The organism is Stenotrophomonas sp. SrG (assembly GCF_050031795.1).
Lineage (GTDB): Bacteria > Pseudomonadota > Gammaproteobacteria > Xanthomonadales > Xanthomonadaceae > Stenotrophomonas > Stenotrophomonas rhizophila_A.
On sequence record NZ_JBNBBE010000008.1, the window covers coordinates 99,183 to 125,508 of the forward strand.

Sequence of the window (26,326 nt, forward strand, 5' to 3'; positions counted from 1 at the left end):
GCTGCGGGCGCCGGACGGGGGGAGACGTTGGAACAGTATCGGCGGCGGTGTCGCGGGCTTGAACCCGGCGCTGTGCCACGATGGTAGGGAATCGGACGGCAGGAGTATGCGATGAAGGTGATGCTGGTGGGCGCGACCGGGCTGGTCGGCGGGCAGGTGCTGCAACACCTCCTGGACGACGCGCGTTGCGACGCGGTGGTGGCGCCGACACGGCGTGCGCTGGGAACGTCCAACCCCGCGCTGCTCAATCCGGTGGTGGACTTCGAGCAGCTGCCGCTGGAGGCGGACTGGTGGGCGGTGGACGCGGTGATCTGCGCCCTGGGCAGCACGATCCGGCAGGCCGGCAGCCGCGAGGTGTTTGCGCGGATCGACCATGACTACCCGCTCCAGGTGGCGACGCAGGCGCGGGCACGTGGCGCGCACGCGTTCGTGCTGAACTCGGCGAAAGGTGCCGACGCTGGGTCGCGGATCTTCTACAACCAGGTGAAGGGAAGGCTGGAGCAGGACCTGCGCGGTCTCGGCTACCCGTCGCTGACCCTGGTGCGACCGGGGCTGATCGGCGGTGAGCGCAGCGAACGCCGCACCGGCGAGCACCTGGCCAGCCTGGTACTGGGCGCGCTGGGGCCGGTGCTGCCCCGCGCGTGGCGGATCAATCCCGCCGAGCGCATCGCCGCTGCGATGGTCGAAGCGGCACTGCAACCACAGCCTGGCGTCCATGTGATCGGATCCGCCCAACTGGCGTGATCCGCCATGCTTGAAAACGATGACGGCCACCCTGGGGTGGCCGTCATCGCATCAGACACATCCGGGCGGATGGATCAGTTCGCCAGGGCCAGGTCGTCCAGCATCGCGCGCAGGAAGCGCGCCGCTTCGCCGCCGGTGGCAGCGCGGTGGTCGAACGTGACCGACAGCGGGATCACCTTGTGCGCTTCCACGCCGCCCATCACCGGGGTCATCTGGTGGCGGGCGCGCCCGGCACCGACGATGGCCACGCACGGCGGCACCACGACCGGGGTCGCGTAGCGGCCGGCGAACATGCCGAAGTTGGACAGCGAGATGGTGTAACCGCTCAGCTCGGAGGCCGCGATCGAACGTGCTTCCACCTGCTCGCGCAGGCGGTTCACGCCTTCGCGGATGCCACGCGCATCCAGCACGTCGGCATTGCGCAGGGCGGGCACGAACAGGCCATCGTCGGTGTCCACCGCGATGCCCACGTCCACGTGCGCGTGCAGGGTGCGGGTCAGCGCATCGCCATCGAACCAGGCATTGAGCGCCGGCACCTTCTGGCAGCCCACCACGATGGCGCGCACCAGGCGGACGGTGACGTCGTTGCCCGGTACCCAGGCGTGGATGTCGGCATCGTCGTTCAGCGTGGTCGGCACGACCTTGCTGTGCGCGTCGGCCATCACCCGCGCCATGTTGCGGCGCACGCCCTTCAGCGGTTCCGGCTGGCCCTTGGCCACCACGCCCGGCGGCTGGGTACGCATCGGCTTGCCCGCAGCCGACAACGGGGCGCGGGCATCGGCAGCGCGGGAGACCGGTGCGGCAGCGGCCACCGGGGCAGCGGCTGCAACAGGTGCAGCGGCCGCTGCCGCCGGCGCGGCGCCGACCTTGGCGCTGCCATCGGCGGCGGCCTGCTTGACGTCGGCCATGGTCACCGCGCCATCGGCACCGGTGGCGCGCACGCGGCCCAGGTCCACGCCCAGCTTGCGCGCGGTGGCACGCACGGCCGGCACGGCCTTGACCCCGCCGACCGCCACCGCCTGTTCGGCGTGCACGGCATTGGAGCTCTGCATCGCGCCGACCACGGTGCCGGCGTCATCGCGCTCGGCGCCGGGCTTGGCGATCTCGCCACCGTCATCGGAGGCCACCACCTTGTCCGGCTGGGCCGGGGCGGGCTGGCCGGTGCTCGGCGTGGCCGCCGGGGCAGCGTGGCCATGGCTGTGGCCGGTGTCCTGGCCATCGGCGCGCTGCGGCAGGTTCGGGTCCAGTTCGAACTGGGCCAGCACGCTGCCGGTGGGAATGATGTCGCCGGCGCCGCCGGCCAGCTTCAGTACCTTGCCGGAGAACGGCGAGGGCACTTCCACCACCGCCTTCGCGGTCTCCATCGAGACCAGCGGCTCGTCCAGCGTGATCACGTCGCCTTCCTTGACGAACCACTCGACGATCGTCGCGTCGGGCAGGCCTTCGCCGAGGTCGGGCAGGTGGAAATTCTTGTTCTCACTCATGTGCAGTTCTCTTCCAGCAGTTCGAGATCGCGGGCCGGCAGCCAGCCCGTCGCGCCGTTCGCGCGTTCGGACCACCACCAGCCGCCGTGTTCATGATGCAGCTTGACCATTTCACCGCTGTCCACGTCCAGTTCGCGGGCGTCGTAGTCGCGCAGGGCCTCTGCGCGGCCATCGTCCAGCAGCTGCAACCACGCCACCGGTGCCCAGCCTGCACGCCCGTCATCGGTGCGTACCCAGGCAAACGCCGGCCATTCCTCGTCACGAACACCCAGTTCGACGATCTGGCCGGTGCGGAACCGGAGCGGGTTGGGGTACTGGCTGCGGTACGGGCCCAGAAGTCTGGCCCGCATGTCAGCCCGCCGCCACCGCGCGTTTGGCCGCGCTCACGATCCGGTCCACGCTGGGCAGGTACTTCATTTCCAGGCGGAACAGCGGAATGTGGGTGTCGTAGCCGGTGACACGTTCGACCGGTGCCAGCAGGTCGTACAGCGATTCCTCGGCCAGGCGCGCGGCGATCTCGGCGCCGAAGCCCGCGGTCTTGGGGGCCTCCTGCACGATCACGCAGCGGCCGGTCTTGGCCACCGATTCGGCGATGGTGGCGAAGTCGAGCGGGCGCAGCGTGGCCACGTCGATCACTTCGGCACTGATGCCTTCGCCGGCCAGCTTGTCGGCCGCTTCCAGCGCTTCCTTCACCTGCGCGCCCCAGGTCACCAGGGTCACGTCGGTGCCGTCGCGCAGCACGAAGCAGACGTCCAGCGGCAGCGCTTCACCATCGTTGACCACCACTTCCTTGTACTGGCGGTAGATGCGCTTGGGTTCCATGTAGATCACCGGATCCGGTTCGCGGATCGCGGCCAGCAGCAGGCCATAGGCGCGCTGCGGCGAGGACGGCAGCACCACGCGCAGGCCCGGCACGTTGGTGAAGATCGCCTCGTTGGCTTCGCTGTGGTGTTCCGGCGCGCGGATGCCGCCGCCCCACGGCACGCGCAGCACCATCGGGCAGTGCAGGCGGCCACGGGTGCGGTAACGCAGGCGCGCGGCGTGGCAGATGATGTGGTCCACCATCGGGTACATGAAGCCATCGAACTGGGCTTCGGCCACCGGCTTCATGCCCTGCGCGGCCAGGCCGATGGTCAGGCCGGCGATGGTGGTTTCATCCAGCGGGGTGTCCAGGATGCGGTCGGCGCCGAAGCGCTGCTGCAGGCCGGCGGTGGCGCGGAACACGCCGCCGTTGACGCCGACGTCCTCACCCAGCACCAGCACCGATTTGTCGTGTTCCAGCTCCCACGCCAGCGCCTGGGTGATGGCTTCGATGAGGGTGATGGGCGTGGTGGTCATGCTCTCTTCTCCGCGCGCGATGGCAGCGCTGTCGGCGGCGTTGGTCTGCGCGCCGGGCGCGCCGTTCTTGATCTCATCCATGGCGCTGCTCCAAAGCAATCGCCTGTGCGCGCTGGGCCAGCAGGTCCTGCGGCGGATCGGCATACAGGAAGTCGAACATCGCCTCGACCGGCTGCACCGGGGTGTTGAGGTACAGGTTCACCTCTTCATCCACGCGCTTGCCGCATTCCACGGTCCAGGCCTGTTCCTCTTCCTCGCTCCACACGCCGGCACCGATCAGGTACTTGCGCAGGCGCAGCATCGGCTCGCGCTGCCAGGCATCCTTGACCTCGGCATCGTCGCGGTAGCGGCGCGCGTCATCGGCGGTGGTGTGGTCGGACAGGCGGTAGGTCATCAGTTCCAGCACGGTGCCGCCGTCGCCGGCCAGCGCGCGCTCGCGCGCCTGCAGCATGGCGGCCATCACCGCGATCAGGTCGTTGCCGTCCACCTGCAGGCAGTGCAGGCCACCGGCCAGGCCCTTCTGCGCCAGCGTTTCGGCACCGGTCTGGGCCGAACGCGGAACCGAGATGGCCCAGCCGTTGTTGACGATGCACAGGATCAACGGGAGCTTGTAGGCACCGGCCGAGTTCAGTGCGGCATAGAAGTCGGTCTTGGAGCTGCCACCGTCACCGCAGACCGCCACGGCGATCTGCTTTTCCTGGTTGAGCTTGAACTTCAGCGCTGCGCCGGCGGCGTGCAGGCACTGGGTGGAAATCGGCACGCAGAACGGGAAGTCCTTGGCCGCGTTGCCGCCGTAGTCGTTGCCACGCTCGTCGCCGCCCCAGTACATCAGGACGTCGCGCGGGCGCACGCCGCGCATGAACATCGCGCCGTACTCACGGTAGGACGGGGCAAACACGTCGTCCTTCTGCATGGAAGCGCCGATGCCGACATGTGCGGCTTCGTGGCCCAGGCAGGCGGCGTAGGTACCCAGCTTGCCGGTGCGCTGCAACGCGATCGACTTGCCGTCGAACACGCGCACGAACAGCATCTGCTTGAACATCGGCAGCAGCGCGCGCGGGTCGCGCAGGGCTTCGGGCAGGTCATCGCGGACGAGCGTGCCGTCCGTGTCCAGGTACTGCAGGTATTCGATCTTGAACTCAGCGGCAACCGTCATTGCGTACTGCACCTTCGACAGGAAGTTACAAATGATATGAATTGCCATGTTAAGGAAGGCGTACGAAAAAGCCGTCCTGCGGCGCAGCAACTGTCCCGGGGGACATCCGCCCGGTATACCCCATCAGGGGCCCGGAAGGCCAATGGCTTCAACGTATTCAGTTGTATCAACGGGGCATGAGCGGACCGTGCCGGAGGGGGGTCGGGGGCAGGGGCCCACCGGCCTGCCGCGCAGAATCGGGTCCCCGCCCGCCCACCACACGCCTGCGCATGGCGGACACCCCCCGCAGGTGCAGGCGGTGCGCTACCCTTTTGGCCCCCTCCAGCGGCCCCCGCCATGTCTGTCGACAAGAACCAACGCGACCTTGAAGCCGGTATCCACACCGACCTGGAGGGGCGCCTGACCTACGGCGGCTACCTGCGGCTGGACCAGCTGCTCTCGGCGCAGCAGCCGCTGTCCAATCCGCCCCACCACGACGAGATGCTCTTCATCATCCAGCACCAGACCTCGGAGCTGTGGCTGAAGCTGCTGGGGCATGAGCTGCGTGCGGCGATCGGTTTCCTGCAGCGCGACCAGGTCTGGCAGTGCCAGAAGGTGCTGGCGCGCAGCAAGCTGGTGCTGCGCCAGCTGACCGAACAGTGGTCGGTGCTGGAAACGCTGACCCCGTCGGAATACATGGGGTTCCGCGACGTGCTCGGCCCGTCGTCGGGCTTCCAGTCGCTGCAGTACCGCTACATCGAGTTCCTGCTGGGCAACAAGAACGCGCAGATGCTGCAGGTGTTCTCGCACGACCCGGAAGGCCAGGCGCAGCTGCAGCAGGTGCTGGACGCGCCCAGCCTGTACGAGGAATTCCTGCGCTACCTGGCCCGCTTCGGCCACGCCATTCCGGCCGGCTACCTGGATCGCGACTGGCGGCAGCCGCACGTGGCCGACGATGCGCTGCATCCGGTGTTCGAGCGGATCTACCAGAACACCGACCGCTACTGGCGCGAGTACGCGCTGTGCGAGGACCTGGTGGACCTGGAAACCGCCTTCCAGCTCTGGCGCTTCCGCCACATGCGGACCGTGATGCGGGTGATCGGCTTCAAGCGCGGCACCGGCGGTTCCAGCGGGGTGGGGTTCCTGCGCCAGGCGTTGGAGCTGACGTTCTTCCCGGAACTGTTCCAGGTGCGCACCACGATCCGCAACGACGATCCGATGCCGCCGGACGCCTGAGCCGGCGGGCCGGTTCCCGGGCCTATTCATGTATTCCCGTGGCATCCACCGTACGGTGCGGGAAGCCCCGCCGTTGCTGCGCTGGCGGCTGCGCGGCGGTAGTTGCAGATGCAAGTTCAGCGACCATGCGGCCAGCTGCACACATCGGTGTGTATTTGACGTGAACGCCGTTGTTCTGGGATTCTCCCGCGTTGTTTCGCACATCGGACGTGCATGTCTTCCACCGAACCCAGGAATCCCGCATGAGCGTAGACGCCGCCGCGAAATCCGTTCCCGAACCGGCGTTGCCGGAGTTCAAGACCACGTTGGGCCACCCGCGCCCGCTGTGGATGCTGTTCATGACCGAGTTCTGGGAGCGCTTCGCGTTCTACGGGATCCGCTGGGCGCTGGTGCTGTACATCGTGGCCCAGTTCTTCGACGGCGACGCGGCCGGCCAGGCTGCGGCCAGCCGCACCTACGGTGCCTACCTGGCCCTGGTGTATGCCGCGGCCATCTTCGGGGGCTACGTCGCCGACCGCGTGCTGGGGTACCAGCGCTCGATCCTGACCGGCGCGGTGATCATGGCCGCCGGCCTGTTCATGGTGGCCATGCCCAACAAGGAAGTGTTCGAGTTCGGCCTGGCCACGATCATCATCGGCAACGGCCTGTTCAAGCCGAACATCTCCACCATGGTCGGCAAGCTGTACGGCCTGAAGGATGAGCGCCGCGATTCGGGCTTCACCATCTTCTACATGGGCATCAACGTCGGCGCGATGATCGCCCCGGTGCTTACCCAGTTCCTTGCCGAGAAGGTCTTCGGTACCGAAGCGATGCCGTCCTACAAGATGGTGTTCATCGCCTCGGGCATCGGCATGCTGCTCAGCCTGGTGTGGTTCTACGTCGGCCGCGCCGGCCTGAAGGGGATCGGTGCGCCGCCGGCCGGTGCCGAAGGCATGGGCCGCGTGGTGATGGTGTTCATCGGTTCGCTGGTCGCCATTCCGGTCGCCTACTTCCTGCTGTCCACCGGCGCCACCGCGCTGGCCTGGATCCTCGGGGTGCTGTTCGTGGCGCTGGCGGTGCTGCTGCTGGTGGAAGGCATCCGCGAGGGCAAGGTGCAGCGCGACCGCGTGATCGCGATGCTGATCATCTTCGCCTTCAACGTCATGTTCTGGATGTTCTTCGAACAGGCCGGCAGCTCCTTCACCTTCCTGGCCGACAACATCGTCAACCGCAACCTGGGTGGCTGGACCTTCCCGACGGCGTGGTTCCAGTCGGTCAACTCGGTGGCGATCATCACCCTGGCCCCGATCGTGGCCTGGACCTGGATCAAGCTGGGCCGTGCCAATCCGTCCATTCCGCGCAAGTTCGGCCTGGGCCTGCTGTTCAACGGCGCGGCCTTCGCGCTGCTGATGCTGGCACTGTCGTCGATGGTCGTGGACGGCAAGATCCCGTTCTGGACGTTGTTCATGGTCTACGTCATCCAGTCGGTCGGTGAGCTGTGCCTGTCGCCGATCGGCCTGTCGATGGTGACCAAGCTGGCACCGGTGCGCCTGGTCGGCTTCGGCATGGGCGGCTGGTTCCTGTCCACCGGCATCGGCAACAACCTGTCGGGCATCTTTGCCGGCGCGGTGAGCGGCGAAGGCGGCATGACCGTCGATTCCGCGCTGAAGGGCTACACCTTCGGCTTCTGGGCGTTGATTGGTTCGGGCGCGGTGCTGTTCCTGATCGCCCCGCTGATCAACAAGCTGATGCACGGCGTCAAGTGAGGCCCGCCATGCGCATGAACACGTGGTGGTCCCCGGTGATCGTGGCCGGCCTGCTGGCCGCCTGCTCGCCGTCGGCACCCACCGCCGCGCCTGCGCAGCCGGTGGACACCACCGAACAGAAAGCACCGGTGGCCGATCCCAGCCAGCCGGTGGCCTCGGGCAACACCCCGGCCGCGGCGGATGTCGCCGCGGTTGCCGGGCTCAACGCGCAGTTCGATCCGGCCCGCGACCCGGTCGCCGACCTGGCCACGGCCAAGGTCGAGGCCCAGCGTGGCGGCAAGCGGATCGTGCTGGACGTGGGTGGGGAGTGGTGCTCGTGGTGCCACCTGCTGGATGCGTTCATCGAGGGTGATGCGGAGATCCGCAGCTTCCGCGATGCCAACTACGTCTGGATGAAGGTCAACTACAGCGAAGACAACGAGAACGCCGCGTTCCTGTCGCAGTTCCCGCAGATCAAGGGCTACCCGCACCTGTTCGTGCTGGATGCGCAGGGCACGCTGCTGCATTCGCAGTTCACCGGCGAGCTGGAAGCCGACAAGGGCCAGCCGAAGGGCTACAACCGCGAACGCTTCTTCGCCTTCATGAAGGAATGGGCGCCGCCGAAGGCGCCCTGAAAAAACGCACCCTGCAGACCACGCCGGTAGAGCGGACTGTCAGTCCGCTGCGCTTGGCGCAACGGATGAATCAACGCCAGCGGACCACGGGTCCGCTCTACAGTTGCCCGGTCTCCTGCCGCTATTTCCAAGGACCTCATGGATCGAAGCGCATGCAGCCTGGAACTTCCGATAGCACCTTGGACGCACCGACCGGCGTAAGCCTGCCGCCAGCGGAGGTGCTGCTGGACGACGCGTCGGCCCATGCTGGCGAAACCGACATCCCGGACGTTGCCGCCACCCTGTACCGCCTGCCGCAGGTGTCGGTTCCCGACAACGTGCTTCTCAAGGCGGCAGTGCAGAAGCTGGTCGAACAGAAGACCCAACTCGACCAACTGGCCCGCAACCCGGCGCTGCTGGGCCTGCTGCCCAGCGAATGGCAGGGCACCGGCACGCGCGGGGTGGACCTGCAGGGCTTCGTGCTCTCGGTGCTGCCCTACCTGCACAACGCCACCAAGGCCGAAACCGCGCCCGCGCGGCTGCCGCTCAAGCACGTGCTGGGCGACAGCGGGCGCTGGAGCCAGGCCGATGTGGCCGAACCGAAATCGCTGGCATTCTTCCTGGCCAGCGACGACCGCGCCACGGCAGGCGTGAAGGACCCGGCGGAGGCCTATCTGGTCGCGCCGCTGGGCCTGGCCTGGGCGCACGAGGGCCGCGCCCGGCCCGGCTTCCTGCGGGATATGGGCTACACCAGCATGGCGGCGCGGGTACACGTGCTGCCGTACCCGGAGCCGGGCCAGTTGGCCCTGTACAGCGTGGTGGCCAATGGCATCGCCCAGGTCTGGTGCGTGCTGGACCGGCGCAAGCTGCGGCCGCTGCTGGCGCCGTGGTTGAGCGTGCCGCTGCTGACCGCCTATGGGGTCGCTGCGCCGGTGGCGTGGCCGACGTCGTATCCGTCGGTCGACGAGGTGGCGCGCGCGTTGGCCACCGCCCGCACCGGCAAGGGTCCGGTCGAAGTGGACCTGCCCAAGGTGGTCGCCAAGATCGCCGAAGATGCCTCGGGCGAAACCTGGATGCCGGTCAGCCTGCTCCAGGTCGGGACCTGGGCGCCGCGCTGGCGCTATTTCCTGGCCACCTTCATCGCGCTGCCAGCCGCGCTGCTGGTGATCGCCGCGCTGGCCCTTCCGGGCGCGCTGGAAGCCGCTGCGGTGGCGGCATCGCTGGGCCTGGCCGCCGGCGCCATCGGCGCGTTGGCCGCCCCCTGGGTACACGCCAGGCGCAAGCACCTCAGCTGACGGCGTGACGACCAACGGTCGTCACCTACCGAACGGCATGACCGCCGTCGGCAAGCCCTCGGCAGGTACCGACCGTTGGTCGGTACGCGCATCCGTCAGCCCTCATCCATCCGCTGCAGGCCTTCGCCGGCCAAGCGCAGGATCAGCTTCTCCAGCATCTGCTCCTCGTCCTCGCTCAGCACCGACATCAGCTTGCGGGTGATCTCGATCACCAGTGGGGCGATGGTCTCGTAGACCTCGAACCCGGCCGCCGACAGCGCCAGCACCGAACGACGGCGGTCATCACCGTGGGTTTCACGCTTGATGAAGCCGCGTTCAAGCAGTCTGGCCACGGCCCGGCTGACCGCCACCTTGTCCATCGCGGTGCGGTCGGAGACCTCGCTCGCCGATGAGCCCGGGTACAGCGCCAGGATGGTGATCACCCGCCATTCGGGAATCGCCAGGCCGTAACGGTCCCCATACAGCTTGGCGATGTTGCCGCTGACCCGATTGGACAAAACGCTCAACCGGTACGGCAGGAACTGCTCCAGGTCGAGCAGGGCGTGCGTGGCACGGATGGTCTGGCTGCTGGGATCGGGTGGGCTCATGCTGCGGTGCACCTTGATGGTGGTTTCATGTGAAACTATAACCTTCTTTCCGGACTCCGCATTCTCGCGGGTCTGCCTTCCGCCCGCACCTGGTTTTTTTCCGGGGGTGGGCCGCTTTGGAGCCACGTCATGAGCAGCCAGCCCGCAACCGCGTCGCACGCCCCCAACCCGGGCATGCAGGTCACCACCTTCGAGAACCCGATGGGCATCGACGGGTTCGAATTCGTTGAATTCGCCGCGCCGGCCGGTCGTGGCGCCGAGCTCCACGAATACTTCCGCAAGATGGGCTTCACTGCCGTGCTGCGCCACAAGCAGCGCGCCATCACCGTGTACCGCCAGGGCGGGGTGAACTTCCTGGTCAACGAAGAGCCCGATTCGTTCGCCTCGGACTTCGCCGAGAAGCACGGCCCGTGCGCCTGTGGCTTCGCCATCCGCTTCCAGAAGCCGGGCGATGAGGTGTTCCAGATGGCGCTCGGCAACGGTGCCGAAGCGATCGACTTCAAGCCGGACACCAAGGCGGTGCCGGCCCCGGTCATCAAGGGCATCGGCGACTGCATGCTGTACCTGGTGGACCGTTATGGCGCCGCCGGCAGCATGTTCGATACCGACTACGCACCGATCGACGGCGTGGACCAGAATCCGGTCGGTTTCGGCCTGACCTTCATCGACCACCTGACCCACAACCTGTACTTCGGCAACATGCAGCAGTGGTCGGACTACTACGAGCGCCTGTTCAACTTCCGCGAGATCCGCTACTTCGACATCAAGGGCCTCAAGACCGGCCTGGTGTCCAAGGCGATGACCGCACCGGATGGCATCGTGCGCATTCCGCTCAATGAATCGTCCGACCCGAAGAGCCAGATCAACGAATACCTGGACGCCTACAAGGGCGAGGGCATCCAGCACATCGCCTGCTTCACCGAAAACATCTACGACACCGTCGAGGCGATGCGTGCGCAGGGCGTGGCGTTCCTGGATACGCCGGAAACGTATTTCGAGGTCATCGACATGCGCGTGCCCGGCCATGGTGAAGACGTGGCGCGGCTGGCGAAGAACAAGATCCTGATCGATGCGGATCCGGAGACCAAGCAGCGCAAACTGCTGCAGATCTTCACCACCAACTGCATCGGCCCGATCTTCTTCGAGATCATCCAGCGCAAGGGCAATGAAGGGTTTGGCGAAGGCAACTTCACCGCGCTGTTCGAAAGCATCGAGCGCGACCAGATCAAGCGCGGCGTGCTGTAATCCACGAAAACGGACCTCCGACCATGCCCACCTCCCTCGAATCGCGCGGCTACCAGACCGGTTTCGGCAACGAGTTCGCCAGTGAAGCGGTTCCCGGCGCGCTGCCGGTGGGCCGCAACTCGCCGCAGCGGGTGGCGCATGGCCTGTACGCCGAACAGCTGTCGGGCACGGCGTTCACCGCGCCGCGCGGCAGCAACCGGCGCAGCTGGGTGTACCGGATCCGCCCGGCGGTCACGCATGGGGAATTCCAGCCCTATGCGCAGCCGCGCCTGCACGGCGATTTCGCGCAGGGGGCGGTGTCGCCCAACCAGCTGCGCTGGGATCCGCTGCCGCTGCCCACCGCGCCGACCGACTTCGTCGACGGCCTGTACACCATGGGCGGCAATGGTTCGCCCGACGCGCATGGCGGCGTCGGCATCCACCTGTATGCCGCCACTGCGGACATGCAGGGGCGCTACTTCTACGACGCCGATGGTGAACTGCTGATCGTGCCGGAACTGGGACGCCTGCGATTGCTGACCGAGCTGGGCGTGATCGAGATCGAACCGCAGCAGATCGCGGTGATCCCGCGCGGGGTGCGCTTCCGCGTGGAACTGCCGGATGGGCAGGCGCGCGGTTACGTCTGCGAAAACTTCGGTGCGCTGCTGAAGCTGCCGGACCTCGGCCCGATCGGGTCGAACGGACTGGCCAACCCGCGCGATTTCGAAACGCCGCACGCGGCGTACGAAGACGTCGAGGGCGCCTTCGAGTTGATCGCCAAGTTCCAGGGCCAGCTGTGGCGTGCGGACATCGATCACTCACCGCTGGACGTGGTGGCCTGGCACGGCAACTACGCGCCTTACCGCTACGACCTGCGCCGCTTCAACACCATCGGCTCGATCAGCCACGACCACCCGGACCCGTCGATCTTCCTGGTGCTGCATTCGCCCAGCGACACCCCGGGCACCAGCAACATGGATTTCGCGATCTTCCCGCCGCGCTGGCTGGTGGCCCAGGACACCTTCCGGCCGCCGTGGTTCCATCGCAACATCGCCAGCGAGTTCATGGGGCTGATCCACGGCGCCTACGACGCGAAGGCCGAAGGTTTCGTGCCCGGTGGCGCCTCCCTGCATAACAGCATGAGCGGCCACGGCCCGGATGCTGCCACGTTCGAGAAAGCGTCCGCTGCCGATCTGAGCCGGCCCGACGTGATCAAGGACACCATGGCCTTCATGTTCGAAACGCGTGGCGTGATTCGCCCCACCGCGCAGGCGATGGACGCGGCGCACCGCCAGCGTGGCTATCAGCACTGCTGGCAGGACCTGAAGAAGAACTTCCAGGCGTAATCACGGCCGCGACGGCGGCGATCAGCCGGCGACCGCGCCGGCCTGCTCCAGCTGTGCCAGATGTGTCTCCGGCAGCACCTCGAACAGGCGCTGGCGTACGCGCTCGCAATAGCCTGCGGAGGTCAGCCCGGGCAGCGCGTCGAGGGCACTGCCCAGCGCGGCCACCACCTGCTCGTCGCTGCGCGCCTGCTGCAGGGTGTGCAACAACGCGGCGGCCTGTGGGTGCCGTTGCAGCTCGAGAATCCCCAGCAGGTAGATGCGCGCGGCCACCAGCGAGCGGCGGCGCTCGGTGGCGGGCGCAGCACTGGCCGGGGCCGGGCCCGCAGCGGTCGGTGCAACCGGCACCGGCACCGGCGCCGGCATGGGCTCGGGCGGCGCGGAGGACATCAGGTAGCCTGCCTGGATCAGCTGGATCACCATGGCCGATGCTTCCGGGCCGATCATCGCGGTGAGCTGGGACAGGTCGCGCTGGCCATCGCACAGGATCAGCAGGCGCCGCTGGCGCATGTCCAGGGGCGCGCGGTGGGCCTGCAGGGCGTCACGGGCGAGGTCGGTCTTGCGCGGTTGCATGGGCGTGGGTCGAAGCGGTGCAGGCCAAGCCTGAACGCCGCAGGTGTAACTGTGATGACAAGCACGATATGCATGCACCGGCTGCACGCGCTCCACGCTAGCCTGCGAGCCACTGACAGGAGGGCGTGCATATGAAGCAGCTGGCAAGCGTGTTGGCACTCGGTATCGCAATCGCATTGGCGGGCTGCGACCGCCATCCAGAGCCCCCGTCGGCCGACGCCGACGCAGCGGTGGTGGAGCCGGCCGCAGACGCGACGGCACCAGCGGCACCCGCCACCACGGCCAGTAAACCCGCCGCAGATGCTGCGGCGCAGGGTCCTGCGCGCCTGGATGGGTATGGCCCGTTGACCCTGGGGGCAAGCCTGGACGAGGTTCGCACCGCCTGGAAGGAGCCCCTGCAGGGCGACGTTCCCGATGACTATTGCCACGCGCTGCGCCCGCAGGGCAGCCAGGCCGATGACGTGATCCTGATGATCGAGGGCAAGCGGCTGGTGCGTTACGACGTGCGCAACGACCGCATCGTGGCGCCGGGCGGTGGCAAGGTCGGCATGTCGCTGGGCCAGCTGCAGACGCTGTACCCCGATCGCGGCGACCTGACCCCGCACAAGTACGATGAGAAGGGCCACAACCTGCGCGTTCGCCCGGCCGCCGAGGGCGGAGCGATCGTCAACTTCGAGATCAACGGCGATGGCAACGTCACCGCCTGGCGGGTCGGCAAGACCCCGCAGGTGGATTACGTGGAAGGCTGCTCCTGAGCCACGGCACGGGGCCGGGTTGTACGCCGCGCCATGACTGGCCCTAGAATCGGGCCACGCCACCTGGGGATCCACTGATGATCGCTGCCACTGCCTGGTTCCTGTTGGGCCTGCTGCTGCTTGCACTCGGGGGCGACTCCATCGTCAAGGCCGCCTCCGGGCTGGCCCAGCGCTTTGGTGCTTCTCCTTTCGTGGCGGGGTTGCTGCTGGTGACCTTCGGTACCTCCCTGCCCGAGCTGGTGGTCAACGCCCGGGCGTTCGTGGTCGGCGCCGAGGAGCTGGCGCTGGGCAACGCGGTCGGCAGCAACATCGTCAATGTGGGCCTGACCCTGGCGCTGGCGGCACTCGCCGCGCCGCTGCTGGCGCGGGCACGCCTGCTCTCGCCGTTGCTGGTGCTGCTGGCGGTAGCCAGCCTGGCGCTGATCGTATTCGGGTTGGACGGGGTGATCGCGCGCTGGGAAGGCGGCTTGCTGCTGCTGGGCTTCGTTGGGCTGCTGGCCTTCGTGCTGCGGTACGGTCGGCGCGAATCCGAGCCGGTACGCGAAGCGATTGCCGGCTATGCGATGACCCGCACCGGCCTGTTCCTCAATGTGCTGCGGGTGGTGTTCGCCGCCGTGTGCCTCTACTACGGCGCGCGCTGGGTCGTGGGTGCCGCGCCGGTGATGGGCGCCAGCCTGGGCTGGTCGCCGCTGCTGGTGGGCCTGTTGCCGGTGGCCATCGGTACCGCGCTGCCGGAAGTCGCTGCCGCGATCATCGCCGCGCGCCGTGGCCAGGGTGACATGGTGCTGGGCCACGTGATCGGCTCCAGCCTGTTCAACCTGCTGGTCGTGGTCGGCGGCATGGCCGCGCTGCGCCCGCTGGCGCTGCCCGAATCGTTCGTGAAGCTGGAGTTGCCGGCCGCGATCGCCTTCGTGCTGGTGCTGTACCCGATGCTCAAGGGCGACCTGACCATCAGCCGGCGCGAGGGCGGGATCCTGCTGGTGGCGTTCGTGGCGTGGATCGCGCTGGAGCTTGCGCTGATCGGGTAAGGACACGCATGGCGTGCCCCTACGACTCCGGGGGCGCGCTAGGATCCGTGCGCGTGGCGACGCGTTCGTCGTCATCGCGCCCCTCTGTCACGTTGCGCGGCAACGGCGGCGGCAACTGCTCTTCCTTCGCGGTCTCGTGCCCGGGCAGGCTCGGCCGCTTTTCCATCATCAGCGACAGCGCCGCCTTGGCCATCATGTGCGCGCTGATCGGTGCGGTGATGAACAGGAACACGGTGATCAGCAGCTCGCGCGGCTGCGGGTCCTCACCCAGGAAGATGTGGTACAGCACCGAACCGGCCAGCACGCAGCCAACGCCCAAGGTGCTTGCCTTGGTCGGTGCATGCAGGCGCTTGAAGAACGTGGAAAGCTTCACCAGTCCCAGCGCGCCGACCAGGATGAAGAAGCAGCCAAACAGCAGCAGCAGCGACAGCGCGACCTGGATGAAGGTGATCATTCGACGATGTCCCGGCGCAGCACGAACTTGCTGAGCACCACGGTGCTGCCAAAGCCCAGCATCGCGATCACCAGCGCGGCTTCGAAATACACCGCCGAATTGAGGTACATGCCGAACAGCATCAGCTCGGCGATGGCCGTGACGGACAGCGTGTCCAATGCCAGGATGCGGTCGGGCACGGTCGGCCCGCGCAGCAGGCGCCAGGTGGCCAGCAGCATGGCCAGCCCGACCACGTGCATGCACACGGCCATGGTGGTCTGGATGAAGGTGAAACCGGTCATGGGAAAATCTCCATCAGCGGGGCTTCGTAACGGTGCTTGATCTGCCGGATCAGTTCGTCGGGATCGTCCAGGTGCAGCACATGCACCAGCAGGTAGCGGCGATCATCGGACAACGCGGCCGACACCGTACCCGGGGTCAGGGTGATCATGCTGGTGAGCGCGGCGATGCCGTGGATGTTGGCGATATCCAGCGGCAGCCAGATGAAGCCCGGGTGGATGCGGCGCTCCGGGCCCAGTACCTGCAGCGCCACGCGGATGTTGGAGACCAGGATGTCCCACAGCGTCACGCAGATCAGCTTGGGCAGTGGTCGCAGCGAGCCGATGCGCGCGAACTCGCGGTCCAGCCGCGCGGCGAACAGCGGCACCACCACGCCCAGCAGCATGCCGAGCAGGATCTGGCCCAGGGTGAAGCTGTCGGACATCAGCACCCAGAAGCCGGTGACCATCACGCTCAGCGAGGTCGAGGGGAACAGGCGGCGAAGGAACGGGCGGCGGCTCATGGCTGGCGGATCTCCGGCGTGGTCGCACGCAGTCCGCCCACGTAATCCTGCGGCGTGAGCAGCTGGGCGGCCATGGCGTCGGTGTACTGCATCAACGGGTTGGCGAACACGCTCATGCCGATGCCGTAGCAGAGCAGCAGCGCGGCGGCGAACAGCTCCACGGTGCGGGTGGGCGCCTTGCGCGGCGGGGGTACGCCCTCCTCCAGCACCGGCACCCGCCAGAACAGGCGGATGCCGCCGCGGGTGATGCCCACGATCACCATCAGGCTGCTGCCCAGCACCGCCGCCCACACCACGCCGGTGTACGCCGGCGGCATGCCGGCCAGCAGCGCCGCCTTGGCCAGGAAGCCGGACAGCGGCGGCAGGCCGGCCACCGACACCGCGGCGATCAGGAACAGCACCGCCGGGGTTTCCTTGCCGGGCATCGGCGCGATGATTTCCTTGCGGTCACTGGCGCCACCGCGGCGGCGGCGGATCAGGTCGGCGATGAGGAACAACGCGGCGGCCACGAAGGTACTGTGCGGCAGGTAATACAGGCCCGCCGACAGTACCTGCGGGGTGCGGATCGAGAAGGCGATGAACAGCGTGGCCGCCGATACCACCACCAGATAGGAGATCAGCACGCGCAGGCGCGCGGCGGCAAGCACGCCCAGTCCACCCAGGATCAGCGTGGCCACGCCGGCCCAGAACAGCCACTGGGAGCCATAGCCGGCCATGGCACCTGCGTCTTCGCCGAACCACAGCGAGCTCACCCGCAGCATCGCGTACAGGCCGACCTTGGTCATGATGGCAAACAGCGCCGCCACCGCTGCCGGTGCGCGTGCGTAGGCTTCAGGCAGCCACAGGTACAGTGGCATCAGTGCGGCCTTGCTGCAGAACACCAGCAGCAGCAGGCCGAGGGTGGCCTTCACCAGGGTCAGGTGGGTGGGCGGCACCTCGGCGATGCGCTGGGATAGTTCGGCCATGTTGAGCGAGCCCAGGGAGGCGTACAGCAGCCCCAGTGCGATCAGGAACAGGGTGGACGCGGTGACGTTGAACACCACGTAGTGCAGGCCGATGCGCATGCGCAGCCCGCGTCCGCCACTGAGCAGCAGGCCGTAGGAGGCGATCAGCATCACCTCGAAGAACACGAACAGGTTGAAGATGTCGCCGGTGAGGAAGGCACCGTTGAGGCCCACCAGCTGGAACTGGAACAGCGCATGGAAGTGCGGTGCGCGCCGGTCCCAGCTCGAGCAGGCGTGCAGCAGGCACGGGATGGCCAGCAGCAGCGTGGTCAGCAGCATCCAGCTGGACAGACGGTCGGCCACCAGCGCGATGCCCAGCCGCGAGGGCCAGTCGCCCAGCAGGTACACCGCGATGGTCCCATCGGCGGTCTGCGCGAACAGCAGGGCCACCGACGCCGCCAGCGCAGCCAGCGTGGTCCAGGCTACCGTGCGCTGCACCTTGGGGCCGTAGCGGCGGTGTTCGACGAACAGCGAACAGGCCGCACCGAACAGTGGAATCAGGATGGGCAGGATCACCGCATGGTTCACGGGCCACCCTCCCGGCCGGGCGCGGTATCGGCCAGCTCTGCAGCCTCATCCTCGTGCGCGTCGACGTGATCGCTGTGGTTGTCGCTGCGGCTGCGCATGGCCAGCACGATGCTCACGGCAGTCATCGCAAAGGCGATGACGATCGCGGTCAGCACCAGTGCCTGCGGCAGCGGATCGGTGTAGTTGCCCAGCGTGCTGTCCACGCCTTCCTTCAGCACCGGCGCCTTCCCGGTCACCAGGCGGCCGCCGGAGAAAATCAGCAGGTTGGTGGCATAGGACAGGAAGGTCATGCCGAGGATGACATCGAAGCTGCGCGCGCGCAGCAGCAGGTAGATGCCGATCGCAGCCAGTACGCCGATCGCGCTTGCCAGGGCCAGTTCCATCAGTGGGTCTCCCCGGTACGTGCCGAACGGTTGTTGGGATCGATCTCGCCCTTGCGCGAGTTGCGGGTGCGCGACGGTTTCACCGTGCCCATCATCGACAGGATCAGCATCGCCCCGCCGAACACCACCAGGTACACGCCGGTATCGAAGCCGACCGCGCTGGCCAACGGCACCGTGCCGATCAGCGGCAGCTCCAGGTCCAGGTGCCCGCTGGTCAGGAACGGCACCCCGAACAGCATCGAGGCACAGCCGCTGACGATGGCGATGAGCAGGCCCGCGCCGATGCAACGGATGTAATCGAAGCCGAAGCGCGATTCCACCGAGGTGGTGCCCTGGATGACGTACTGGATCAGCAGCGGCACCGCCAGCACCAAGCCGGCGATGAAACCGCCGCCGGGCGCGTTGTGGCCGCGCAGGAACAGGAAGATCGATACCGTCAGCGTCAGCGGGAACATCACCTGGGCCAGGTCGGCCGGTACCGGCAGCTTGATCGGCGGGCCCGGCATGATCTGCTCCGGCGCCATCCGCGAACGCCGCAGCATGGCGTGCACCACCAGTGCGGCGATGCCGAACACGGTGATCTCACCGAAAGTATCGAAGCCACGGAAGTCCACCAGGATCACGTTGACCACGTTCTCGCCGTACGCTTCGGGCAGCGCACGCGCCAGCAGTTCGCCGGCCATGGTGTTGGGCGGCAGGGTCATCGCGCTGTAGGCCATGGCGGCCAGGCCGCCGCCACCGATCACCGCTATCAGTGCATCGCGGCGCTTGCGCCAGCGCGACTTCTCCGGCGGCGACTGCGCCGGCAGGTAGTTCATGCCCAGCAGCATCAGCACCAGCGTCACCATCTCCACCAGCAGCTGGGTCAACGCCAGGTCCGGCGCGGACAGGAACACGAAGGTCAGCGATACCATCAGGCCCACGCCACCGGCGACCAGCACTGCCAGCAGGCGCTGCCGATAGACGAACAGCGCGCCCAGCGCGCAGGCCATCATCACCGCCCACAGCGCCCAGCCCAGCAACGGAATGGGCTGCGGCGAAGGCCAGTTGGGCGACACCGGATTGGCCACGAACGGGGCGGCGGCCACGATGATCGCCACCACCACCAGCGCCATCAGCATGCGCTGCAGGCTGCCGTTGGCCAGGCCCTGGGTGAGCCGGTGGGCGAAGCCGAACACCAGGTCCAGCTGCTTGTGGAACAGGTTGCGCCCGATGGCATGGCTGACCACCGCATGCAGGTTGATCAGCCGGCGCAGGCCGAAGTACAGGGCGATGCCGCCCAGCACACCGGCGATGCTCATCATCAGCGGCATGTTGAAGCCGTGCCAGACCGACAGGCTGTAGGCCGGCATGGCCGGGCCCAGGATCGAGGAGGCTGCCGCGTGCAGGATCGGGGCCACGGTGATCGCCGGGGCTACACCCACCGCCACGCACAGCACCACCAGGACCTCCACCGGCACCTTCATGAAGCGCGGCGGCTCGTGCGGCACCCGGTCCAGGTCATGCGGGCCTTTGCCGAAGAAGGTGTCATGCACGAAGCGCAGGCTGTAGGCCACGCCCAGCACGCCGGCCAGCAGCGCGGCGATCGACACGGCGATGCGCATGGGTTCCGGTCCCTGCGCGGTGATGGCCTCGGCGAACAGCATTTCCTTGGACAGGAAGCCGTTGAGCAGCGGAATGCCGGCCATGGCCAGCGAGGCGATGATAGCCAGCGCGCTGGTGAACGGCATCAACCGGCGCAGGCCACCGAGCTTGCGCATGTCGCGCGTGCCGGTTTCATGGTCGATGATGCCGGCGGCCATGAACAGCGAGGCCTTGAAGGTGGCGTGGTTGAGGATGTGGAACACGCCGGCCACCACCGCCATCGGCGTGGACAGGCCGAAAAGCAGGGTGATCAGGCCCAGGTGCGAGATCGTCGAATAGGCCAGCAGCCCTTTCAGGTCGTGCTGGAAGATCGCGTTCCAGGCGCCGATCAGCAGGGTCAGCGCGCCAATCCCGCTGACCGTATAGAAGAACAGGTCGGTACCGGCCAGCGCCGGGTGCAGCCGGGCCAGCAGGAACACGCCGGCCTTCACCATGGTGGCCGAATGCAGGTAGGCCGACACCGGGGTCGGCGCGGCCATGGCATGTGGCAGCCAGAAGTGGAACGGGAACTGCGCGCTCTTGGTGAAGATGCCCGCCAGCACCAGGAACAGGGCCCACGGGTACAGCGGGCTGGCACGGATCACATCGCCGGCGGCCAGCACCGCATCCAGTTCAAAACTGCCGACGATGCGGCCGATCAGCAGTACGCCACCGAGCAGGGCCAGGCCGCCGCCGCCGGTGACCACCAGCGCCATCCGCGCGCCCTCGCGGGCATCCTGGCGGTGCGACCAGAAGCCGATCAGCAGGAACGAGCTGATGCTGGTCATTTCCCAGAACACCATCAGCAACAACAGGTTGCCGGACAGCACCATGCCCAGCATGGCGCCCATGAACAGCAGCAGGTAGCAGTAGAAGCGGTGCGCGTTGTCCTTGGCGCTCAGGTAGTAGTGCGCGTACATCACCACCAGCGCACCGATGGCCAGCACCATGCCGGCGAACATCCAGGCCAGCCCATCCAGCCGCACCGAGAAGGCCAGCCCGATCTGCGGCAGCCAGTCCCCGAAACTGCGCACCACCCCGCCATCAAGGATCGCGGGGGTCATCGTCGCGAGCAGCGCCAGCCCGCCCACGGGGGCGGCCGCGGCCAGCCAGGCGGCCGTGGCACGGGAACTGTGGCGGAACACAATGACCGCCACCGCCAGCAGGAAGGGCAGGGCGAGCAGCAGGAGAAGGCTGGGATTCATGCAGGGAATGCGGGATTCACGAGCAGGCCTTTCAGTCTAACAGGCGGGGATTTGTCGCCGATATACCCGATTACGCCACCAACTGCAGGCAACGTGCGTGATTCATCTTTTTGCTGTCGGCAGGGTGGTCCATTCGGGGTTGTTCAGCGCCGTATGGAAACGTTGCCGGCACTTTGCGCCATGAGTGATCTCGCTACCGTTCAGCCCAGCAACGACAGGGCCTCCGCCCGCGCGTCAGCCACCGCGCAGCTGAACGAACCACCCTCCCCGGATCGCGTCCACAGCCATGCTGGACCCGCTGCCGTGCAGCAGGAGTGAGCATCCATTTCGTTCAGGTTGGGCCGGTCAATACGCCAGGTCGAACTTCCGGTACGCCTTGGCCATCACCCAGGCCGGCCCGATCAGAAGATAGGTCAGGTCGGTCAGGAAGCTGGGCTTGCGCCCCTCGAACTTGTGGCCGATGAACTGCGCGACCCAGGCCACCACGAACACGCCCAGCCCCAGCCAGGCCAGGTTGGCCAGCCCGATCTCGGCTTCCAGCAGCCGGCAGGTGCAGCCGCATACAAAGAAGAAGGCGAGCATGCCCAGGCCCAACCGGCGCGACAGGCGGTTGTAGAAGCACCACGCGGTAAACATCGCCAGGCCGGCCCAGACCCCGTACTGGAACCAGGTGATCAGCGGCGGCAGGCACCAGAGCAGGGCAATGACCGACCACAGGATTGCCGGCACCGCCACCACATGGATGCGCTGGTTCAGCGTATTGCGGTGATCGTCTGAATAGCTGGCGAAATAGCGGTCGATGGGCCGCACAAGCTGGGTCGTCGTGGACATTGAGCCTCCGGAGTGACCACAGAATACTCCCGACAGCGGACGGGTAGGGCGGGGCGGGTAGAGCGGGGCGGGTAGAGCGGACTGTCAGTCCGCTGCTCCACCGCAGCCGACTAACAGTCGGCTCTACCACCCCAGCCGACTAACAGTCGGCTCTACCGCCCAAGCCGGACTCTAGCGGCGGCATCAATCCACCGAGATACCGGCCAGGCGCTGCAGCGCCTCGGCGTACTTGGCGCGCGTGCGTTCGATGATGTCCGCCGGGATGTTCGGGCCCGGGGCGGTCTTGCCCCAGTCCAGCGTCTCCAGGTAATCGCGGACGAACTGCTTGTCGTAGCTCGGCGGGCTGGTGCCCACTTCGTACTCGTCGGCCGGCCAGTAACGCGAGGAATCCGGCGTCAGCATCTCGTCCATGATGTACAGGCGGCCATCGGCATCGGTACCGAACTCGAACTTGGTGTCGGCCAGGATGATGCCGTGCTCGCGGGCGTAATCGGCGGCGAACTTGTAGATGCGCAGGGTGGCATCGCGCACGCGCTCGGCCAGGTCCGCGCCGACCGCCTTCACCATCGCATCGAAATCGATGTTCTCGTCATGGTCGCCCACGGCGGCCTTGGTCGAGGGGGTGAAGATCGGCTCAGGCAACTGCTCGGCCTGGCGCAGGCCATCGGGCAGTTCAATGCCGCTGACCTTGCCGGTGCGCTGGTAGTCCTTCCAGCCGCTGCCGATGAGGTAGCCGCGGGCGATGGCTTCCACCGGTACCGGCTTGAGCTTGCGGGTCACCACCGCCCGCTTGGCGTACAGCGCCGGGTCCACGCCGTCGGGCAGCACGCTGGCCACGTCGATGCCGGTGAGGTGGTTGGGCATCAGGTGCGCGGTCTTGGCGAACCAGAAGTTGGACACCTGGCAGAGCATTTCGCCCTTGCCGGGAATCGGATCGGGAAGCACCACGTCGAAGGCCGACAGACGGTCGGTCGCGACCATCAGCAGGTAGTCCCCCGGCGGCGTGCCGGCGGGCAGCCGTTCGCGCGGAATGTCGAAAACATCACGCACCTTGCCGCGATGGCGCAAGGGCAGGCCGGGGAGATCGGATTGCAACAACGTGGTCGGCACGGGCACTCCTGGGGCTTCGTCGAGACGGCTGTCCAGGGCACCCGGAGGGCCCGCAGGGACAGCGGGCGGCCTAGTGTAAAGCGGGTTGGGGCCGCTGTGACGTAAAATGAGGTTCCTTTGTTGCCCCGGCCGCCCCGACGACCATGCGCTGGTACGGAAAACTGCTTGGATTCATCGCCGGCGCCCTGCTTTTCAGGCCCAATCCGCTGTTTGGTGCCGTGGTTGGCCTGCTGATCGGCCATGCCTTCGATGCCGACTGGTTCCGGCTGAACAGGGAGAACCCGTACCGGGAGCTGGGGCTGACCTCCGAGGCCACCGATGCCGAGATCGACCTGGCCTACCGGCGGCTGATGTCCCAGTACCACCCCGACAAGGTCGTCGGCGCCGCCCCCGAGCTGCGCCAGCAGGCCGAGCGCAAGTCGCGCCAGCTCAACGCCGCCTACGACCGCATCAAGACCCTGCGCAGGCGCTGAGCGCGCGCGGCTCCCTCTCCACGTCCTGAAGGCCCCGGCCATGTCCAACTGCATCATCGCCCCCTCCATCCTGTCCGCCAACTTCGCCCGCCTCGGCGAAGAAGTGGACAACGTGCTCGCCGCTGGCGCCGACTGGGTGCATTTCGACGTGATGGACAACCATTACGTGCCGAACCTGACCATCGGCCCGATGGTCTGCCAAGCCCTGCGCAAGCACGGCGTGACTGCCCCCATCGACGTGCACCTGATGGTGGAGCCGGTTGACCGCATCATCCCGGACTTCGCCGAGGCCGGCGCGACCTACATCAGCTTCCACCCCGAGGCCAGCCGCCACGTGCACCGCACCATCCAGCTGATCCGCTCGCTGGGCTGCAAGCCGGGCCTGGTGCTCAACCCGGGCACCCCGGTGGACATCCTGGACTGGGTGCTGGACGACCTGGACCTGGTGCTGCTGATGTCGGTCAACCCCGGTTTCGGCGGCCAGGCCTTCATTCCCTCTGCGCTGGACAAGCTGCGCGTGGTCCGCCAGAAGATCGATGCCAGCGGTCGCGACGTGCGCCTGGAGATCGACGGCGGGGTGAAGGCCGACAACATCGGCGCGATTGCCGCGGCCGGCGCCGACGCCTTCGTGGCCGGCTCGGCGATCTTCAACGCACCGATCAGCTACAAGGACGTGATTGACCAGATGCGTCATAACGTAGCCAAGGCGCGGGGCTGAACATGGGTGCGCCGGCGCTGCAGATCCGCGAGGCCACCGCTGCCGATGCCGCGCTGATCCTGCGCTTCATCCGCGAGCTGGCGATCTACGAAAAGGCCGAATCGTCGGTGCAGACCGACGAGGCGGGCATCGTCGCCAGCCTGTTCGGCGAGGGCGCCAAGGCGCGCGCGCTGATCTGCGAAGCCGGTGGCGAGGCGATCGGCTACGCGGTGTATTTCTACAACTACTCCACCTGGCTGGGCCGCAACGGCGTTTACCTGGAAGACCTGTACGTGAGTCCGGCGCAGCGCGGCAGTGGCGCCGGCAAGGCCCTGTTGCAGCACATCGCACGCCTGGCCGTGGCCGAGGGCTGCGGCCGCTTCGAATGGTCGGTGCTGGACTGGAATGAGCCGGCCATCAAGTTCTATGAAGCCGCCGGTGCCAAGCCGCAGAGCGAGTGGACGGTGTACCGCCTCGAGGGCGAAGCCCTGAAGGCATTCGCCGGCGGAGATTGAACGCATACGCGGCGAAGGCCATCATCGGGGCTATCAATGTTCTAGCTGTAGCCGATAGGCACAAATGCCTTGTCACGCAGATGTTCCCGTAACAGAATCGATCCATCCAGCCCTCCAAGTACGCCCCCCTACTGATCGCGGGACGGCCGAAACGGGGGCTTTTTTCTGCGACTCGGCCACTTGACCGACTTCAATGCGTGGTCTGCCAGTCCGGGCGTACTTGATGATCTTCTGAAGGGGCGTCGTCGTTTTGCCGATCTTGCGGCTGAAGATGTCCATCCAGTGATAAGGCAGAAGGGGGTCGACATGCGAATAGGCATCGACATCTCTTCCCTCGCCCTGAAGCGGCAGGTTCGGCAGATCGTTCTGATGGCCGGTGACGCTGATTTCGTACCCGCGGCGAAGTTGGCGAGGCGCGAAGGCGTCGACTTCGTACTGGACCCCATGTGGTCCGCAATTCCGCAAGGCCTGGTCGAGCATATAGATGGGATGCGCTCGGTCTGCCCCCGGCCCCAAAAAAAAGACCGCACCCTTGCGAATGCGGCCTTTGGAATAGCGGGAGGCTGATCCTGCCTCCATCCATCGTCCCTGCTATGGACTTCCATTCTCCGGGCAATCAGTGACCGTTTGATGACGTTCACTGCCCCTGAGCCACCGGGCTGATAGCCTGCGCCTCCCCCCTCCCATGGAAGTGCGGTATGCGTGGTCCTCGCTGGCGTCTGATCCTCAATGGCAAGTCCACGGGCAACGTCGAGCTGCGCGAGGCGGTGCATGCGCTTCGCGAGCAGGGGGTGACGATCGAGGCCCGGGTCACCTGGGAAGACGGCGACGCCGAGCGTTACGTGGCCGAAGCCATCGAGCACGGCGTGGATACCATCATCGCCGCCGGTGGCGACGGCACCCTGAGCGAAGTGGCGGAAACCCTGGCCCACCGCGACGAGGCGGCGGACGCGCTGCCGACCCTGGGGCTGGTGCCGCTGGGTACCGCCAATGATTTCGCGACGGCCGCCGGCATTCCCGAGGAGCCGATCCAGGCGCTGCAGATGATCCTGGCCCAGCCGGCGTGCCCGCTGGACCTGTTGCGCATCGACGCCGACGGTGACCTGTGGTGGTGCGCCAACGTGGCCAGCGGCGGTTTCGGCACCGAAGTGACGGTGGAGACCGACGAGGGCCTGAAGAAGGTGCTCGGCGGGCTGGCCTATCTGGTGACGGGCATCTCCCGGCTGGGCCGGATCGAACCCATCCAGGCCCGACTGCGCACCCCGGACTTCAACTGGGAGGGCGGGTTCATCGCGCTGGGCATCGGCAACGGCCGCCAGGCCGGGGGAGGGCAGGTGCTGTGCCCCGAAGCGCTGGTCAATGACGGCCTGCTCGATCTCACCGTGATCCCGGAGCTGAGTGGCGAAGTCGCCTCGACGCTGGGCGCATTGATCCGTGGCGGCAAGCAGGGCGCGCTGGAGCAGGTGGCCGAGCGCACCCGCGCGCCGTGGGTGGAAATAGACGCCGACGAACCGATGACCCTCAACCTGGACGGCGAGCCGGTTCGCGCGCGCCGCTTCCGCGTCGACTGCGTGGCAGCACGCGTGCGCATGCACCTCCCGCTCGACAGCGCGCTGCTGCAGTAGGCGGTTGCCGCACCGCT

General features: G+C 67.2%; 28 protein-coding genes. 14 read left to right on the forward strand and 14 right to left on the reverse strand.

The window, feature by feature from the left end; genetic code table 11:
* Positions 1-111 precede the first annotated feature (111 nt).
* Positions 112-744 carry an NAD-dependent dehydratase gene (locus ACQG3P_RS09690; RefSeq protein WP_426804920.1) on the forward strand — a complete coding sequence of 211 codons (633 nt, stop codon included), beginning with the start codon at positions 112-114 and terminating at the stop codon, positions 742-744.
* A gap of 74 nt (positions 745-818) precedes the next feature.
* Here ACQG3P_RS09690 and ACQG3P_RS09695 read toward each other — a convergent pair whose 3' ends face one another.
* The 4 genes from ACQG3P_RS09695 to pdhA are packed head-to-tail and all read right to left on the reverse strand — an operon-like array spanning position 819 to position 4,722.
* A complete protein-coding gene (locus ACQG3P_RS09695) occupies positions 819-2,228 on the reverse strand; it encodes a dihydrolipoamide acetyltransferase family protein (RefSeq protein WP_426804921.1) in 1,410 nt (469 codons plus the stop codon).
* Positions 2,225-2,578 carry an SH3 domain-containing protein gene (locus tag ACQG3P_RS09700; protein ID WP_068854313.1) on the reverse strand — a complete coding sequence of 118 codons (354 nt, stop codon included), beginning with the start codon at positions 2,576-2,578 and terminating at the stop codon, positions 2,225-2,227. Before ACQG3P_RS09700 ends, ACQG3P_RS09695 begins: the two co-directional genes overlap by 4 nt.
* 1 nt (position 2,579) lies before the next feature.
* The gene (locus ACQG3P_RS09705) at positions 2,580-3,647 is read right to left on the reverse strand and encodes an alpha-ketoacid dehydrogenase subunit beta (protein ID WP_068854312.1); all 1,068 of its coding nucleotides are present in this window, start codon (positions 3,645-3,647) and stop codon (positions 2,580-2,582) included.
* Positions 3,640-4,722: a pyruvate dehydrogenase (acetyl-transferring) E1 component subunit alpha gene (gene pdhA, locus ACQG3P_RS09710; RefSeq protein WP_068854311.1), complete on the reverse strand. Its 1,083-nt coding sequence runs from the start codon at positions 4,720-4,722 to the stop codon at positions 3,640-3,642. The genes ACQG3P_RS09705 and pdhA overlap by 8 nt, the downstream gene beginning before the upstream one ends.
* A gap of 336 nt (positions 4,723-5,058) precedes the next feature.
* On the opposite strand from pdhA, the gene ACQG3P_RS09715 reads away from it, so the two are divergent.
* The 4 genes from ACQG3P_RS09715 (at position 5,059) to ACQG3P_RS09730 (ending at position 9,570) form a co-directional block, all read left to right on the forward strand.
* Entirely contained in the window at positions 5,059-5,937 is an 879-nt protein-coding gene (locus tag ACQG3P_RS09715; RefSeq protein ID WP_217538317.1) for a tryptophan 2,3-dioxygenase, read from the forward strand.
* Positions 5,938-6,179: 242 nt separating this feature from the next.
* Positions 6,180-7,682 (forward strand): peptide MFS transporter, encoded by a 1,503-nt coding sequence (locus ACQG3P_RS09720; RefSeq protein ID WP_210131231.1) that lies wholly within the window; start codon positions 6,180-6,182, stop codon positions 7,680-7,682.
* Between the two features lie 8 nt (positions 7,683-7,690).
* A complete protein-coding gene (locus ACQG3P_RS09725; protein ID WP_426804922.1) occupies positions 7,691-8,296 on the forward strand; it encodes a thioredoxin family protein in 606 nt (201 codons plus the stop codon).
* Between the two features lie 179 nt (positions 8,297-8,475).
* A complete protein-coding gene (locus ACQG3P_RS09730) occupies positions 8,476-9,570 on the forward strand; it encodes a hypothetical protein (RefSeq protein WP_426804923.1) in 1,095 nt (364 codons plus the stop codon).
* Positions 9,571-9,665: 95 nt separating this feature from the next.
* Here the strand turns inward: ACQG3P_RS09730 and ACQG3P_RS09735 are convergent, their stop codons facing one another.
* Positions 9,666-10,157, reverse strand: a complete 492-nt coding sequence (locus ACQG3P_RS09735; RefSeq protein ID WP_068854306.1) for a MarR family winged helix-turn-helix transcriptional regulator — start codon at positions 10,155-10,157, stop codon at positions 9,666-9,668.
* 129 nt (positions 10,158-10,286) lie between these two features.
* Between ACQG3P_RS09735 and hppD the strand changes: the two genes are divergently transcribed.
* The gene (gene hppD, locus ACQG3P_RS09740) at positions 10,287-11,402 is read left to right on the forward strand and encodes a 4-hydroxyphenylpyruvate dioxygenase (protein WP_176472606.1); all 1,116 of its coding nucleotides are present in this window, start codon (positions 10,287-10,289) and stop codon (positions 11,400-11,402) included.
* Positions 11,403-11,425: 23 nt separating this feature from the next.
* On the forward strand, positions 11,426-12,727 hold the full coding sequence (gene hmgA / locus ACQG3P_RS09745) for a homogentisate 1,2-dioxygenase (protein ID WP_426804924.1): 1,302 nt from the start codon (positions 11,426-11,428) through the stop codon (positions 12,725-12,727).
* 21 nt (positions 12,728-12,748) lie between these two features.
* Here the strand turns inward: hmgA and ACQG3P_RS09750 are convergent, their stop codons facing one another.
* Positions 12,749-13,297 (reverse strand): hypothetical protein, encoded by a 549-nt coding sequence (locus tag ACQG3P_RS09750; protein ID WP_426804925.1) that lies wholly within the window; start codon positions 13,295-13,297, stop codon positions 12,749-12,751.
* 131 nt (positions 13,298-13,428) lie between these two features.
* Here ACQG3P_RS09750 and ACQG3P_RS09755 point away from each other — a divergent pair, with 131 nt between their 5' ends.
* Positions 13,429-14,052, forward strand: coding sequence for a hypothetical protein (locus ACQG3P_RS09755; protein WP_426804926.1), 624 nt, complete (start codon positions 13,429-13,431; stop codon positions 14,050-14,052).
* Positions 14,053-14,129: 77 nt separating this feature from the next.
* The gene (locus tag ACQG3P_RS09760; RefSeq protein ID WP_426804927.1) at positions 14,130-15,080 is read left to right on the forward strand and encodes a sodium:calcium antiporter; all 951 of its coding nucleotides are present in this window, start codon (positions 14,130-14,132) and stop codon (positions 15,078-15,080) included.
* 19 nt (positions 15,081-15,099) lie between these two features.
* On the opposite strand, the gene ACQG3P_RS09765 is transcribed toward ACQG3P_RS09760, so the two are convergent.
* From ACQG3P_RS09765 to ACQG3P_RS09800, 8 genes are all read right to left on the reverse strand, one after another.
* Complete coding sequence (locus ACQG3P_RS09765) at positions 15,100-15,534, reverse strand: Na+/H+ antiporter subunit G (RefSeq protein WP_249833253.1); 435 nt, start codon at positions 15,532-15,534, stop codon at positions 15,100-15,102.
* Entirely contained in the window at positions 15,531-15,815 is a 285-nt protein-coding gene (locus ACQG3P_RS09770; RefSeq protein ID WP_068854300.1) for a K+/H+ antiporter subunit F, read from the reverse strand. The genes ACQG3P_RS09765 and ACQG3P_RS09770 overlap by 4 nt, the downstream gene beginning before the upstream one ends.
* On the reverse strand, positions 15,812-16,315 hold the full coding sequence (locus ACQG3P_RS09775; RefSeq protein WP_426804928.1) for a Na+/H+ antiporter subunit E: 504 nt from the start codon (positions 16,313-16,315) through the stop codon (positions 15,812-15,814). The genes ACQG3P_RS09770 and ACQG3P_RS09775 overlap by 4 nt, the downstream gene beginning before the upstream one ends.
* A complete protein-coding gene (locus tag ACQG3P_RS09780) occupies positions 16,312-17,847 on the reverse strand; it encodes a monovalent cation/H+ antiporter subunit D (protein ID WP_426804929.1) in 1,536 nt (511 codons plus the stop codon). The genes ACQG3P_RS09775 and ACQG3P_RS09780 overlap by 4 nt, the downstream gene beginning before the upstream one ends.
* Entirely contained in the window at positions 17,844-18,230 is a 387-nt protein-coding gene (locus ACQG3P_RS09785) for a Na+/H+ antiporter subunit C (protein ID WP_068854297.1), read from the reverse strand. The genes ACQG3P_RS09780 and ACQG3P_RS09785 overlap by 4 nt, the downstream gene beginning before the upstream one ends.
* On the reverse strand, positions 18,230-21,058 hold the full coding sequence (locus ACQG3P_RS09790) for a monovalent cation/H+ antiporter subunit A (RefSeq protein WP_184125914.1): 2,829 nt from the start codon (positions 21,056-21,058) through the stop codon (positions 18,230-18,232). The genes ACQG3P_RS09785 and ACQG3P_RS09790 overlap by 1 nt, the downstream gene beginning before the upstream one ends.
* 345 nt (positions 21,059-21,403) lie before the next feature.
* Positions 21,404-21,889, reverse strand: coding sequence for a DUF962 domain-containing protein (locus ACQG3P_RS09795; protein ID WP_095363152.1), 486 nt, complete (start codon positions 21,887-21,889; stop codon positions 21,404-21,406).
* 183 nt (positions 21,890-22,072) lie between these two features.
* The gene (locus ACQG3P_RS09800; protein ID WP_068854848.1) at positions 22,073-22,999 is read right to left on the reverse strand and encodes a phosphoribosylaminoimidazolesuccinocarboxamide synthase; all 927 of its coding nucleotides are present in this window, start codon (positions 22,997-22,999) and stop codon (positions 22,073-22,075) included.
* A 143-nt stretch (positions 23,000-23,142) separates the two neighbouring features.
* Between ACQG3P_RS09800 and ACQG3P_RS09805 the strand changes: the two genes are divergently transcribed.
* From ACQG3P_RS09805 to yegS, 5 genes are all read left to right on the forward strand, one after another.
* On the forward strand, positions 23,143-23,472 hold the full coding sequence (locus ACQG3P_RS09805; RefSeq protein WP_068854294.1) for a J domain-containing protein: 330 nt from the start codon (positions 23,143-23,145) through the stop codon (positions 23,470-23,472).
* Between the two features lie 40 nt (positions 23,473-23,512).
* Entirely contained in the window at positions 23,513-24,190 is a 678-nt protein-coding gene (gene rpe, locus ACQG3P_RS09810) for a ribulose-phosphate 3-epimerase (protein WP_068854293.1), read from the forward strand.
* 2 nt (positions 24,191-24,192) lie between these two features.
* The gene (locus ACQG3P_RS09815; RefSeq protein WP_426804930.1) at positions 24,193-24,684 is read left to right on the forward strand and encodes an N-acetyltransferase family protein; all 492 of its coding nucleotides are present in this window, start codon (positions 24,193-24,195) and stop codon (positions 24,682-24,684) included.
* Between the two features lie 180 nt (positions 24,685-24,864).
* Entirely contained in the window at positions 24,865-25,251 is a 387-nt protein-coding gene (locus ACQG3P_RS09820; protein ID WP_426804931.1) for an NYN domain-containing protein, read from the forward strand.
* 131 nt (positions 25,252-25,382) lie between these two features.
* Positions 25,383-26,309: a lipid kinase YegS gene (gene yegS / locus ACQG3P_RS09825; protein ID WP_426804932.1), complete on the forward strand. Its 927-nt coding sequence runs from the start codon at positions 25,383-25,385 to the stop codon at positions 26,307-26,309.
* Positions 26,310-26,326 lie beyond the last annotated feature (17 nt).